Below are 12,843 nucleotides of genomic sequence, written 5' to 3'. Positions count from 1 at the left end.
TTCATGCTGCCCTTTTAAAGAAACCAAGAAGCTTACTAAGCCTTTCAAACTTCCCATAAAAAAGAGCCCTGCTGATAAAATACCAGCATACCGCTACACCGGTAATATCCTTAACAGCGTCAATCACAGCAGCAGACCGGTACGGTACAAATGACTGATGGATCTCATCGAGAACTCCGTAGAAGCACGCAAAAACAGCCAAAAGAATATTGACTCCCGGCGTTAGCTTGCATGCAGTTAAAGCAGCCAAAACCAGAAGAACATACAAAATACCAAACTCAATCAGATGCATAGATTCTTTTATAAAACGGTCCACCGCCAAATCCGGCAGCTCCACCACTGCATCTGCCGGCATGCTGGACAGGACCCAAATAAGCGCCATATAAAGGATAGGCAGCACACGTATTATCCACTTAACCATTTATCAGAAACTCCTTTTAAAATTTTTACGAAAATCATGCATAATCCGAAAACCTTTGTCGAAAAATAAGCCCAAAAAATTTTTTTTTAGAAATGTATATAATCCTCTCAATCTGTTCAGACTGATTGCTGAGGTGATGATAAATGAGAGAGGAAGAAAAGAAACGATCTTCTCAAGATTCCAGCTTTAAACGCTTTATGAAAAAGCGGTGGGCATTCCCAGCTATCTACATTGCAAGTGCAGCAATCATTCTAACCGGTGTTCTTTGGTATCAGACAAGCGACAACGCTACAGACACTGACAGCTACGATTATGAAGCCACTGATATTACCGGCAAAAAGTACGACGAGCCAGCATTGGAAGTTAACCGCGCAATGGAAAACTTCGTAATGCCTGTCAAAGATCCAGACTCAGCTGTCATTCAAAAACAATTCTATGACTATGACGGCAAGGCTGAAGAACAGGAAGCTGCTCTAGTATTTTACAATAACACATACCATCCGAACACAGGTATTGATATTGCTACCAAGGATGGAGAAACTTTTGATGTCCTTGCTGCATTAAGCGGAAAAGTAACCAAGGTAGAAGAAGATTCACTGTTGGGCAATGTTATTGAAGTGGAGCATGACAAAGGAATTGTAACACAATATCAATCTGTTACAGAGATGAATGTTAAGGTTGGCGACCAGGTAGAACAAGGTGATGCTCTAGCAAAGGCAGGCGAAAGCTTGTTTAATGAAGAAGCAGGCGTACATGTACACTTTGAAATCCGCAAAGACGGAATGCCGGTCAATCCGCTTGATTACTTCAATAAGCCGCTTAGCTCTTTACAGGAGTTAGATACAACTGACAAAGCAAATGCTGAAGAAAACAGCGGTGCAACTGAAGAAAACGACGAAGCTGCTCCTTCTGAGGACAAGTCAACAGAAGAGTCTGGCAAAACGGAAGACGAAGGTTCTGCTGAAGAACCTGCAGATGAAAATGCCGGAAATACGGAAGAAGACGAGTCTGCTGATACAGAAGAAGACCCAGCTGGAACTTCTGAAGACGAAGGTCAAACTGACGACCAAGTTGAAGAAGACACTGCAACTGAATCAACTGACGCCTAATAATAGGGAGTCTGCCGAAATGGCAGGCTCTTTTTTGGTGACAGGTACCACCCGATTTTTGTCGAATCAACATTTTTTCGACAATTCTGCCATTATCCTGTATAATACTTCGAAAAAACGAAGAGTTATATAGGGGGAGAAAATATGAAAAAGCTGCTATTAACCGGATTTGAACCTTTTCTTGATTTTCCGATTAATCCGACGGAAAAGATTGTGAATGCATTGAATGGCAAAGCTGTTGGAAACTATGAAATTATGGGACACCTTTTGCCGGTGGATTTTAATCTTGCACCTAAGAAAATAGCAGAGGAAGTAATGGAGAAAAAACCGGATGCAGTGATTTCTCTCGGACTGGCTGCAGGCCGCACAGCCATCACACCGGAAAGAATTGCAATCAATTGCCAGGATGGGGAGCCGGACAATAGCGGAGTTGCCCCTGAAGACAAACTGATAGAGGAAAATGGCCCCGATGGCTATTTTTCAACCCTTCCGATCCGCCGGATGGTTGATAGACTTAAAGAAGAGGGATTTCCTGCATCAATCTCAAACACAGCGGGGACTTATCTATGCAATAACGTTATGTATTCCGTGCTCCATCTGCTGAAATCCGCAAACATTGAAGCACCGGCGGGTTTTGTGCATATTCCTGCTTCCCACGCACTGGCAGCAGCAGGCAAAAAGAGCATGGCAAGCTGGTCAGATGCAGATTTGCTGGAAGCCATTACTCTTATTATCAAAGAATTGGATTAAAGAGCCGGACAGGCTCTTTTTTTTTGCGAGGTTTTTATTATCACTATAGTGTTTTCCTCTAATGCCCTAAAGTTTCTGCCAACCAGGCTTATTGAATAAAACCCTTAAGCATCAACGGAGCAATGGGTCACTTTTAAAAAAAATAATTATATTTCCAGCATGTACTTGACCTGGAAATGATTTTTGTACATAATGAAGTATGAATTTTCTTAAAATTAAGTGAAGTCAGAAAACAACCCAGTCGCCTGTTTTCAAACTTAAAGCGGAAAGCAGAAAAAAAATGACAGCGCTTTCTAAAAAGGAGGAACCAAATTGCTTACGTTAGTGTCTATGATGGTCATTACAGGGATTTGCCTTTTTCTTGCTTTAAGAAAGAAAAGGCCGATCTTCCTGGCAGTTCCATTTCTATCAATCTTTGCTTACTTCCTCGTTCAAATCATTCTTGTTCCCGCACCTTTCATGGATACAGTCAAATTTATTTTCAGTTTAAGGTAATGGTTTTGTCCGGGTCCGGATAACGGATCCGGTGAAATAGCAGCGATTTAGCTGCAGATAACCAATAAAGGAGTGATTCCTGATAATAAAGTCTGTTAATCAGAATCAAGAGTGGTGAATTTATCATTTTTACCGGGGGTGGAGTTTTGAAAAAAATTGATAAAAAAGTAGCGGACAGTTATTTCCGCGAAAAGACTCGGAATATGATCATTTATTTTGCTATTGGATTTCTTGCCTCTTTTGGCGTTGTCTTTTTTGCAGAACCGTTAAGCGATATTTCGATTAACGGATTTCCATTCCATTACTTTATGGGCGCACAGGGAGCTGTACTGACCTTTATCATTCTGCTGTTCGTTAATGCCAAAATGGGGGATGCCATTGACCGGAAATATGGAATTGATGAAAACAAAAATGAACAGATCAGTTCAGGGAAAGTCCTTGATCATTAAGAGAAATGAGCGGCTGTTCAAGCCGCCGCTATAAACAGTGATAAAAGGGGCATCATTAAAAATTTGTCCGTAAAAAAGGGGGATGTCTTTGGATACGCAATTCTTGGTCTCATTATCCATTATTCTAGCTACATTTGCTTTGTATATTGGCATAGCCATTTATAATAAGGCAAAAGAGACATCGGAGTTCTATGTTGCAGGCCGCGGGGTGCCGCCAGTCTTTAATGGAATGGCAATAGGCGCCGACTGGATGAGTGCCGCTTCTTTTATCGGGATGGCGGGAACGATCATGCTCCTGGGCTATGACGGTCTTGCCTATATTATGGGCTGGACGGGCGGATATCTGCTCTTAACCTTCCTATTGGCACCACAGCTGCGGAAATATGGCCGCTACACGGTTCCTGAATTCATCGGTGACAGGTTTGACAGCCACACAGCCCGTGTGATTGCAGCCCTATGTACGATCATTATCAGCTTCACCTATTCGATTGGCCAGCTTTCCGGTTCCGGAGTGGTTATTGGCCGCCTGTTCGAAATTGATGCGAAACTTGGAACTATGATCGGTGTCGTTCTGATTGCCTTTTATGCTGCATTCGGCGGCATGAAAGGAATTACTTGGACACAGGTTGCTCAGTATGTCATTCTGATTATCGCTTATATCATTCCAGTCGTATTCATGTCCCTTCAAATTACAGGAAACCCGGCGCCATGGCTTTCATATGGAGAGCTTGTAGGCAAAATGGGTGAGCTCGACCGGCAGCTTGGAATCTCTGAATATTTTGCGCCATTTACAAATGGAACGAAATGGCAGTTTCTAGCCCTTATGTTTACACTGATGGCTGGTACAGCCGGACTTCCGCACGTAATTGTCCGTTTTTATACGGTATCCACGATGAAGGCCGCACGCTGGTCTGGAGCATGGGCTTTGTTGTTTATCGGCTTGCTTTATCTGTCTGCACCTGCCTACGCTGCATTCTCCCGTTTCATTTTAATGACACAGGTTGCCGGCAGCAAAATTACAGAACTGCCTGCCTGGACGAAAACATGGGTTGATACAGGCAAGCTGCAAGTCGCTGATGGCAATGGCGATGGCGTGCTGCAATGGAATGAACTCATTATCTCGAATGATATTGTCGTTATGGCAACACCTGAGATTGCCAATCTTGGCATGTTTGTCATCGGTCTTGTGGCAGCGGGGGCAATGGCTGCTGCATTATCAACAGCCGGCGGTTTGATGATTGCGATATCTTCTGCGTTTGCCCATGATATTTTTTACCGCGTGCTAAAACCGAATTCAACTGAAAAGATACGTCTTTCAGTTGCTCGCTGGTCCATTGTAATCGCCACTCTTTTGGCTGGCCTTATTGCACTTAATCCTCCAGGAGCGATTACGCAAATTGTTGCCTGGGCATTCGCGCTCGCGACAGGAACATTCTTCCCTGCGCTTGTTCTGGGTGTCTGGTGGAAGCGTTCAAACTCACAGGGCGTCATAGCCGGCTTGCTGGTCGGATTAGGTGTAACTTTGGCTTATATCTTTGCTGCTAAATATGGCGGCTTTACCATCCTGGGTATCATTGATACAGGCGCTGGTGTGTTTGGTGCTGCTGCTGCATTTGCAGCTAATATCATTGTTTCTCTTATGACAGCTGCTCCTTCGCAAAAAATTCAGGAGGAGGTTATGGATCTTCGCTATCCGGAGCAAATGGTCTATAAAGATGGTGAAGTATGGATGAACGATGATGGATCAAAATCTGTATAATCTATACCGTTTGGAGGCTGTGCGGCTTCACCCCTTTTTTCAAGGGGTGGAATCTGACACAGCCCTTTCACTTCTATCGTTATGTGAAGTCCGCCGCTATGGGAAAAATGACATTATCCTGAAAAAAGATAAACAGCGTGAAGGCCTTCTGCTCATTTTAGAAGGTCTTTCAGAGGTGTTGGTAAAAAATGAACACAATGGACGGGAAGAAGTGCTTGAAGTAGTCCAGGCAGGGGAATTGATTGGTTTTTCCAGTCTTGCCGATTTCCTTGGAGTTTCCAAACAGATTGATACAGAGTCAATGGTCGAAGTCAAAGCCTCCAGCGAGGTAAGGGCGATGTTTATTCCGTTTGAAGTGGTGAGAAAAAGATGGGATGACCCTTCTGTTCATGATTACTTGCTGACGCAGGCAGCCATCAGATTGAAAGATGTTTACGCTTCACTTGCAGAACAGGTAAAGCGCGCGACAGATTGTGGAGAAAATGATGCATTCATGGTCAGGGTTCAGGATGTCATGAGTACTGAGGCAGCGGCAGTCGGTCCGGCCGCAACCATTCAGGAAGCCGCTAAATTAATGCATAGCAGGAAAATTAGTTCGGTCCTTGTTGCAGATAATGATTGCTTAATAGGGATTATTACGGAAAGAGATATAGTGGAAAGAGTCGCAGCTAAAGGTGCAGATTTATCATCTCAAGCAAGAACCATTATGACGGAAAACCCAGTCACGATATCAAGGTTTGCATATTACTATGACGCCCTTTCACTGATTCTGTTAAAGGGCGTCAAACACCTGCCTGTCATGGAAGATTCCAAGGTGGCGGGGATTGTGACACTATCAGATTTGCTGAGAAAGAAAAACGAGAATGTGATGAAGACAGTTCTAAAAATTGAAAAAGCCGACCGGGGCAGCCTTCCGCAAATCAAAACCGGCATCTATGACATTATTGATTCTTTAATAAGGGACCGTGTTCCCATATTAAAAATACTTGAAATCATTACAAAGCTATACGATCGCCTGACAGGCAGAATTATTGCTCTTTCTATTTCTGAACTGGTAGAAAAAGGTTTGCAGCAGCCATGCGAATTTGCTTTCTATCAAATGGGCTCAAGCGGCCGTGGAGAACAGTTCATGCTCACAGATCAGGACCATTTCCTGGTTTATGAGAATCATTCAGAGGATGCCTCGGCATTTTTTGATGTGCTGGGAAAAAGAATTACTTCTAATATGGAAGCGGCTGGCTTTGCACGCTGCAAAGGACTCATGATGTGCAGTGAACAAAAATGGCGGGGTTCACTGGCAGATTGGGAGGAGCGGCTGCGGACATGGATGCTTCAATCAACAAATGACCATTTATTATTAGCGCAAAATTTCTTCTCCTATCGGCTAATTGCGGGGAGTGAAGGGCTGCATGCGAAATTTGAAGCACAGTCTGCGAAGCAGATAAAAAGGTCCAGAATTTTTTTATACCGGCTGGCACAGCTGGAAAGGGACCATTCCATTCCCACCCTGGACCAGCCGATCCGGTCCCTATTCAAGCTGCATCGAAAAAGCATGGATATGAAAAAAGAGGTTCTATTTCCCTATCACCATAGTTTGCAGATACTGTCCCTTATGCATGGGAAAATATCAGGCACCCCACTTGAAAAAATAGATTTCCTGAAGGATAGGCAGGTATTCTCAAAGGAGTTTGCACACGATTTGAAGGAAGCAGTAAGTACTATTATGACCTTGTATGTAACCCAGCGCTGGCAGCAGGAAAAATCAGGTGCCGCTCTCTCTTCCGTTGTCTCATTTACAAGAATGTCTACCCGTGAAAAAGAAGAATTAATTCTAAGCTTAAAGACATTAAGGGAACTGCAGAGCCAGGCAATTGCTGGATTCTCTTAATATCTCTGAAAGGAGGCTGGTATGTTTTTTCTCAGAAAAAATGTGACATGTTCTTTAACATATGAAAACATTCCATTATCAACGCCGCTTGAAGATCTGAATTTTATTGTATTTGATACTGAAACTACAGGATTCCAAGTTTCTGCGACAGACAGGATCATTGATATCGGCGCCGTTCCGGTAAAAGGGCTTCAAGTGCAGGAAAAGGACCTATTTCAGACATATGTTAACCCAAACCGACAAATTTCTCGGGAAATAAAAGAATTAACCTCTATTTCCGATGAGATGGTAAAAGATGCCCCGCAGGCCTTGGAAGCTATTCAGAGCTTTTTTGACTATGTCGAATCCAGGGAAGCAGTATGCCTGGTTGGCCATTATGTAAGCTTTGATGCACTTGCTCTCAAAAGTGAATTTAAACGCGAAAAGCTTGCTTTAAAAAGGTTCCTGACCATTGACACGCTGGATTTGATTGGCTTTATCGCCCCGTCCTACGATATGCGCGACCTTGAGAGGTATGCCATGGCATTCGGCACCCGCATATATGACCGCCATAGTGCAGCGGGGGATGCTTTAACTGCAGCTTACTTATTTGTTGAATTGCTTTTTCAATTTCAGCAGAGGGGACATAAAACCTGGGGGGAATTGATTAATGCAACTGACAGTCTAATGAGATCCCTTTTTTAATGACTGTGGTTGGAATGTTGGTGAGCGGGTTGGTGATATGGATTAACCAATGGAAAGCCGGCAGAATGCGGCTTTCCATGCCTTTACTGTATATCGATCAGTGAACCGTCCTTATAAACCACCAGGACTTCTTTTCCTGACATTTTTTGATAGGTCTGTGCTGTTCCATAGGGTACCTTCAATGTGAAATAATCATCCCCGTTTTTAAATTCCACCGTAAAATTGTCTGCGGCACCAGTGATGACTGCTTTTATTCTGGAAATGTCACCTTTAATGGTCAATTTCTGATTGATGAGTACCATATCACTTTTTAACTTGTTCAATGTTTTCAATTCATTGACATTCATGCGGTAGCGCTTTGCGATCCCCCATAGTGTATCGCCGGGCACAACGGTATAAACAGCTGTCTCGTTATTAAAGGGTTCTTCTGTATGGCGCTCAGTCCGGACCTCCAGTGATTGGCCTGGATGAATCGTGTCAGACCTAAGGCGGTTAACCGCTTTCAATTCTTTAACAGTCATATCATGTTCTCTGGAGATCTTATATAAAGTATCTCCCTGCTTCACTTTGTAAGTGCCTGTTAATGCCTGAGCTTCTTTTGCTGAAGAGCTGAAACCGGCTGATGCAATTACTGCAGCAAAAACGGTGCTGGCTGCCGCCATTCCTCTTGCTTTTATCTTCTTTCTTTTATCATTTAGAATCCTTTCCTTGCGTGTTTGCATACTATGCTCATCCTATCTGTTGGAATATTGTGGTTTCATAACCAATTAAATGAATTGTTTTCCGAAAAAAATAGTACGGTATTAATATCCGCTTCACAATAGGGAGGAGTTCCTGGCTCTTTTCCCTTGTTTCCGAAAATGCATATAGTTCAATCCGCTCTGTAATTCCTAGATATATGAAATTATCTGCTGCTAAGGAATTTGTTTATTGGCTTTGAAATGAATTACCCGGCAATGGTGGATTTTGTCGAATATGCTGGAAAAGTCCTGGATCTTATAAATGGAACAATTAAAATTAGGACAGTTGTCACCGGTCTTTAGACTGCTTAATTTTCAAATACCCCAAAGAATTATTTGAAAACATTTCTAATTTTTGACCTCCAGATGTCCTATTTTCAAAAAATTTACACAAAACCTTGTCCCTATTGTGTTTTTCGTGCATATTACCTCAACCAAGCTAATAAACTGTTACAAACCTTACAAAGAGAATGTATGAGGTGAGGGATCGTTTTACTAAACTAATGAATATGTTGAGGACATGTTTAATTTTCGCAAGCTGAAAGCAAGCCTTTCGGGCGCATGCCACGATTAAGATCATTTAATCAGGAAACCATGCGGAATACAGTTGAAGACCAGACAGAAAGCGAGTCTCATTTCACACTTCTCACATCCAAATTGGGGAGGGCGAGTGGTGTGCACGATTACATCAAAGAGAGAACTATCAAGATTGGAAAGTATATCGTGGAGACGAAAAAAACGGTTCGCGTAATCGCGAAGGAGTTTGGCGTATCCAAAAGTACAGTCCATAAAGACTTGACGGAAAGATTACCTGAAATCAATCCTGAACTGGCAAACGAAGTAAAGGAAATCCTGGATTATCATAAATCGATCCGCCATCTGCGCGGCGGTGAAGCCACTAAAATGAAATACAAAAAAGAGGAAATGGAAGAAGAGCCAGTTAAATGAAAAGAATTAAAAAGCGCCGATAAAGGCGTCAAAGGCTAAAGACTGCCGTTATTAGCTGTACCATGGCAATTTTTCTTTTGCTGTACATGATGAACCTTCATGCGGCTCCGGGGGCTAAAAGATCATAAGCTGTTTCCATGGCCTGAACCAAGGCTTTGCTCTATGGATTTAAGCCCCTTCCTAAGTCGCCTGCATCTATTTCCCCATTTCGACAAAAACCCTCAAAAAGTCTCACAAAATCTGTCAAAATGTTACTGCTTTCACAAGGAATGTGTTAAAATATAAAATTAGGATAGGACTTGGTTCGTAAAGACTAGGACTCCTAAAGAGAACGCCGGGCAAAATCATTTCTTTTTAAAAAGAACTGATTTTTTTTGCGCGGCTTAAACTGCTGTTACGAATAATGACTTGAACATCTAACTAAAAAATTAATAAGCGAAGTTCGCTTTAAGAATGCCTAAATAGAGAGAGCCTTCAAAGGTGCGGACAGAAGCTGGCCATTTTGCAAGGAGGAAAAAAAGAAATGTTTGCTAGGGATATTGGGATTGATTTAGGAACTGCCAACGTGCTAATCCACGTTAAAGGTCGCGGAATTGTGCTGAATGAACCATCTGTAGTAGCGATTGATAAAAATACAAACAAAGTACTGGCCGTAGGAGAAGAGGCACGCCGCATGGTCGGACGTACGCCAGGGAACATTGTGGCAATCCGCCCGCTAAAAGACGGGGTTATTGCCGACTTTGATGTGACAGAAGCGATGCTGAAGCATTTTATCAACAAACTGAATGTTAAAGGTTTCTTATCAAAGCCGCGCATTTTGATTTGCTGCCCGACAAATGTTACAGGTGTTGAGCAGAAGGCGATTAGGGAAGCTGCTGAAAAAAGCGGCGGCAAAAAGGTATATCTTGAAGAAGAACCAAAGGTTGCGGCAATCGGAGCGGGCATGGATATCTTCCAGCCGAGCGGAAACATGGTTGTCGATATCGGAGGCGGTACAACAGACGTGGCGGTTTTATCAATGGGAGACATTGTTACATCTTCATCCATAAAGATGGCCGGAGATAAATTCGACAACGAAATCCTTCAATATATTAAAAAAGAGTACAAGCTTCTAATCGGTGAAAGAACGGCCGAAAATATTAAAGTAACCATTGGGACGGTTTTTCCTGGCGGCAAAAATGAGGAAATGGAAATCCGCGGCCGTGACATGGTGTCAGGTCTTCCAAGAACAATTACAGTTCGTTCCGATGAAGTTCAGGGTGCTCTGGCTGAATCCGTTGAAGTCATCGTACAGGCTGCTAAAAGCGTGCTTGAACGCACTCCGCCTGAACTGTCTGCAGACATCATTGACCGCGGGGTTATTTTGACAGGAGGCGGCGCCCTTCTTCACGGAATCGACCAGCTTCTGGCTGAAGAGCTGAAAGTACCTGTCTTAATAGCCGAAAACCCGATGGACTGCGTTGCTGTTGGAACTGGCATCATGCTTGATAATATTGATAAGCTTCCGAAGAAAAAGCTTATATAATCGTGAGGAACCCGTCTTTTGGCGGGTTTTCTTTTTGCAACAGCTCAAACGCTGTTTGGAGCGAAGTGACCGATATATTGAAAAAGTGGCTGATAAAATCCAAATCAGACCATATCTGCAAAAAAATATACCAATAAAAATGAATTCTGACCGATAAACTAGCCAAACAGACCGATATCTGAAAAATAAATAGTGTAGTTATCTTTTATAAACTTTCTCCCATTCCAGCCGATTAAAAAAAGGTACAGCTTTTTTCAAAATCTGACTCAATTCTTCAAATTTTTAATGTTTATTGTCGGAAAGTTTCTTATAATAGAGGTAAATAGATCTTCGGAATGGCAATTTAGAGGTGATTAAAGATGTTTAGAGGTTTCTACACGGCTGCTTCCGGTATGCTGGCGCAGCAGCGGAGGACAGAAGTACTGACAAATAATATGGCCAATGCCAATACGCCAGGCTTTAAAGCAGATCAGACGAGCCTGAGAGCTTTTCCGGAGATGCTTCTGCAGCTCATGGGCCAGCAGACAGTTCCAACCGAGAAAGGCCTTAATCTTCCCTTAAATCAGGAAGTGGGCAGCCTTAATACAGGGGTCTATATGCAGGAGACAATTCCGTCTTTCATGCAGGGAGATATGAAGGAAACTGGTCTGAATACGGACCTGGCCATGCTTGATCTTAATCTGACTGTTAATCCGGATACCGGCTTAAGAGGGTCCGTCTTTTATACAGCAGCAGGTATTGATGGCGAGCCGCGCTATACCAGGAATGGGAATTTTACCATTGACGGCGGGGGCTACTTAACGACAGCAAGCGGATTATATATTCTGGATGATGCGGGTGAACGGATTCAGCTTTCCAGTGACCGGTTTACAGTGAGTGAAGATGGTGTGATTACAGGAGAAGCAGGTGAAACAGCGAGATTGGGCATTATGTATGCACAAAATCCTGAAAGCCTGCGTAAAGAGGGTGACGGACTGTTTGCAGTGACAGAAGAGAGCGTCCTTGAAAATGCCTATAATGCACAGAATGTCCAATTCAAGCTGCAGCAGGGCTATTTGGAGCGTTCCAATGTAGATGCTTCCCGGACGATGACTGATATGATGACCGCCTATCGCTCATTTGAAGCAAACCAAAAGGTCCTTCAGGCTTATGACCGCAGTATGGAGAAAGCCGCAAATGAAATCGGACGGATCGGGTAATGTCCAGCGGCAGACCCGCTAAGGGGGAAAAACAATGAATAGAACCATGATCACGGCAACGAATACCCTGGCCCAGCTGCAGAAGCAAATGGATATTGTCAGCCATAATGTGGCAAACATTGATACAGCGGGCTATAAAAGAAGAGAAGCCAATTTTACCGATTTGCTTTTTCAGCAGTTCAATAATCAGCGGAATGCGAATGCGGAGACAGCAAGACTAACACCTGCAGGCATCAGGCAAGGAGTAGGCGCAAAGCTGGCGCAGTCCCAAATCGTCATGAAGCAGGGTGCTTTAAAGGCAACCGAACGGCCGCTTGATCTTGCCCTCACAAAGGAAGGGCAGTATTTCCGAGTGCTCGAGCAGACAGAAGACGGAGCAGCTGTGCGTTTTACCAGAGCGGGTGCCTTTTATTTAACTCCGGTTTCGGAGAATGAGACCATGCTTGTGACAGGTGACGGACTTCCTGTTCTTGATGAAAATAATAATTCGATTATAATAAATGGACAAGCTAAAAATTTTAAAGTGACCGAAACAGGGAGCTTTTTGGCAGAAGAAGCCAATGGTTCCATCCAGGAATTCAATCTTGGAGTGGTTCTGATAAACAAGCCTCAATTCCTGGAGCAAAAAGGGGATAATCTTCTTGGCCTTCCTGATGGAGCTGACGGCGATGGGATCTTTACTGAGCTGAATGGTGCGCTCCGCGGCCAGATAGGAATGGCCCAAGGCTCCCTTGAACAATCCAATGTGGATATGTCCAAGGAAATGACAGATTTGATTAACCTGCAGCGGGCATATCAGTTTCAGTCAAGATCTGTCTCCATGGCTGATCAAATGATGGGGCTGATCAACGGAATACGTTAGGTAAAAGGGGAAAT

Annotated in this window: 13 protein-coding genes; 11 read left to right on the top strand and 2 right to left on the bottom strand. The window is 43.4% G+C overall.

The genetic code is table 11. The features are described 5' to 3' along the window. Position 1 precedes the first annotated feature (1 nt). Positions 2 to 421 carry a VanZ family protein gene (locus JI665_RS15670; RefSeq protein WP_206840664.1) on the bottom strand — a complete coding sequence of 140 codons (420 nt, stop codon included), beginning with the start codon at positions 419 to 421 and terminating at the stop codon, positions 2 to 4. Between the two features lie 143 nt (positions 422 to 564). Between JI665_RS15670 and JI665_RS15665 the strand changes: the two genes are divergently transcribed. From JI665_RS15665 to JI665_RS15635, 7 genes are all read left to right on the top strand, one after another. Beyond that, complete coding sequence (locus JI665_RS15665) at positions 565 to 1,530, top strand: M23 family metallopeptidase (RefSeq protein ID WP_206840662.1); 966 nt, start codon at positions 565 to 567, stop codon at positions 1,528 to 1,530. A gap of 144 nt (positions 1,531 to 1,674) precedes the next feature. Further along, complete coding sequence (locus JI665_RS15660) at positions 1,675 to 2,280, top strand: pyroglutamyl-peptidase I (RefSeq protein WP_206840660.1); 606 nt, start codon at positions 1,675 to 1,677, stop codon at positions 2,278 to 2,280. Positions 2,281 to 2,592: 312 nt separating this feature from the next. Further along, complete coding sequence (locus JI665_RS15655) at positions 2,593 to 2,775, top strand: hypothetical protein (protein ID WP_206840658.1); 183 nt, start codon at positions 2,593 to 2,595, stop codon at positions 2,773 to 2,775. A 146-nt stretch (positions 2,776 to 2,921) separates the two neighbouring features. Next, positions 2,922 to 3,224 carry a DUF4212 domain-containing protein gene (locus JI665_RS15650; protein ID WP_019380636.1) on the top strand — a complete coding sequence of 101 codons (303 nt, stop codon included), beginning with the start codon at positions 2,922 to 2,924 and terminating at the stop codon, positions 3,222 to 3,224. Between the two features lie 88 nt (positions 3,225 to 3,312). Next, positions 3,313 to 4,983 carry a sodium:solute symporter family protein gene (locus JI665_RS15645; protein WP_206840656.1) on the top strand — a complete coding sequence of 557 codons (1,671 nt, stop codon included), beginning with the start codon at positions 3,313 to 3,315 and terminating at the stop codon, positions 4,981 to 4,983. After that, complete coding sequence (locus JI665_RS15640) at positions 4,964 to 6,871, top strand: DUF294 nucleotidyltransferase-like domain-containing protein (RefSeq protein WP_206841070.1); 1,908 nt, start codon at positions 4,964 to 4,966, stop codon at positions 6,869 to 6,871. The genes JI665_RS15645 and JI665_RS15640 overlap by 20 nt, the downstream gene beginning before the upstream one ends. 21 nt (positions 6,872 to 6,892) lie before the next feature. Next, positions 6,893 to 7,555, top strand: coding sequence for a 3'-5' exonuclease (locus JI665_RS15635; protein WP_206840654.1), 663 nt, complete (start codon positions 6,893 to 6,895; stop codon positions 7,553 to 7,555). 83 nt (positions 7,556 to 7,638) lie between these two features. Here JI665_RS15635 and JI665_RS15630 read toward each other — a convergent pair whose 3' ends face one another. Next, a complete protein-coding gene (locus tag JI665_RS15630; RefSeq protein WP_206840652.1) occupies positions 7,639 to 8,277 on the bottom strand; it encodes a LysM peptidoglycan-binding domain-containing protein in 639 nt (212 codons plus the stop codon). Positions 8,278 to 8,970: 693 nt separating this feature from the next. Between JI665_RS15630 and spoIIID the strand changes: the two genes are divergently transcribed. From spoIIID to JI665_RS15610, 4 genes are all read left to right on the top strand, one after another. Continuing rightward, complete coding sequence (spoIIID, locus tag JI665_RS15625) at positions 8,971 to 9,243, top strand: sporulation transcriptional regulator SpoIIID (protein ID WP_009332173.1); 273 nt, start codon at positions 8,971 to 8,973, stop codon at positions 9,241 to 9,243. Between the two features lie 523 nt (positions 9,244 to 9,766). Beyond that, a complete protein-coding gene (locus JI665_RS15620) occupies positions 9,767 to 10,768 on the top strand; it encodes a rod shape-determining protein (RefSeq protein ID WP_206840650.1) in 1,002 nt (333 codons plus the stop codon). A 359-nt stretch (positions 10,769 to 11,127) separates the two neighbouring features. Further along, positions 11,128 to 11,967, top strand: a complete 840-nt coding sequence (locus tag JI665_RS15615; protein WP_206840649.1) for a flagellar hook-basal body protein — start codon at positions 11,128 to 11,130, stop codon at positions 11,965 to 11,967. A 34-nt stretch (positions 11,968 to 12,001) separates the two neighbouring features. Continuing rightward, entirely contained in the window at positions 12,002 to 12,829 is an 828-nt protein-coding gene (locus JI665_RS15610) for a flagellar hook-basal body protein (protein WP_206840647.1), read from the top strand. The last annotated feature ends 14 nt before the right edge of the window (positions 12,830 to 12,843 follow it).

Origin of the sequence: Bacillus sp. NTK034 (genome assembly GCF_017303275.1) — a bacterium.
Taxonomy (GTDB): domain Bacteria; phylum Bacillota; class Bacilli; order Bacillales; family Cytobacillaceae; genus Cytobacillus.
Note: the sequence above shows the minus strand (reverse complement) of the source record. Positions and strands in the feature narration are given on the sequence as shown.

What these genes read in the sequence shown, in the direction of transcription:
- JI665_RS15670 (WP_206840664.1), bottom strand. Translation starts at nt 421, where the DNA reads ATGGTTAAGTGGATAATACGTGTGCTGCCTATCCTTTATATGGCGCTT.
- JI665_RS15665 (WP_206840662.1), top strand. Translation starts at nt 565, where the DNA reads ATGAGAGAGGAAGAAAAGAAACGATCTTCTCAAGATTCCAGCTTTAAA.
- JI665_RS15660 (WP_206840660.1), top strand. Translation starts at nt 1,675, where the DNA reads ATGAAAAAGCTGCTATTAACCGGATTTGAACCTTTTCTTGATTTTCCG.
- JI665_RS15640 (WP_206841070.1), top strand. Translation starts at nt 4,964, where the DNA reads ATGGATCAAAATCTGTATAATCTATACCGTTTGGAGGCTGTGCGGCTT.
- JI665_RS15635 (WP_206840654.1), top strand. Translation starts at nt 6,893, where the DNA reads ATGTTTTTTCTCAGAAAAAATGTGACATGTTCTTTAACATATGAAAAC.
- JI665_RS15630 (WP_206840652.1), bottom strand. Translation starts at nt 8,277, where the DNA reads ATGCAAACACGCAAGGAAAGGATTCTAAATGATAAAAGAAAGAAGATA.
- JI665_RS15620 (WP_206840650.1), top strand. Translation starts at nt 9,767, where the DNA reads ATGTTTGCTAGGGATATTGGGATTGATTTAGGAACTGCCAACGTGCTA.
- JI665_RS15615 (WP_206840649.1), top strand. Translation starts at nt 11,128, where the DNA reads ATGTTTAGAGGTTTCTACACGGCTGCTTCCGGTATGCTGGCGCAGCAG.
- JI665_RS15610 (WP_206840647.1), top strand. Translation starts at nt 12,002, where the DNA reads ATGAATAGAACCATGATCACGGCAACGAATACCCTGGCCCAGCTGCAG.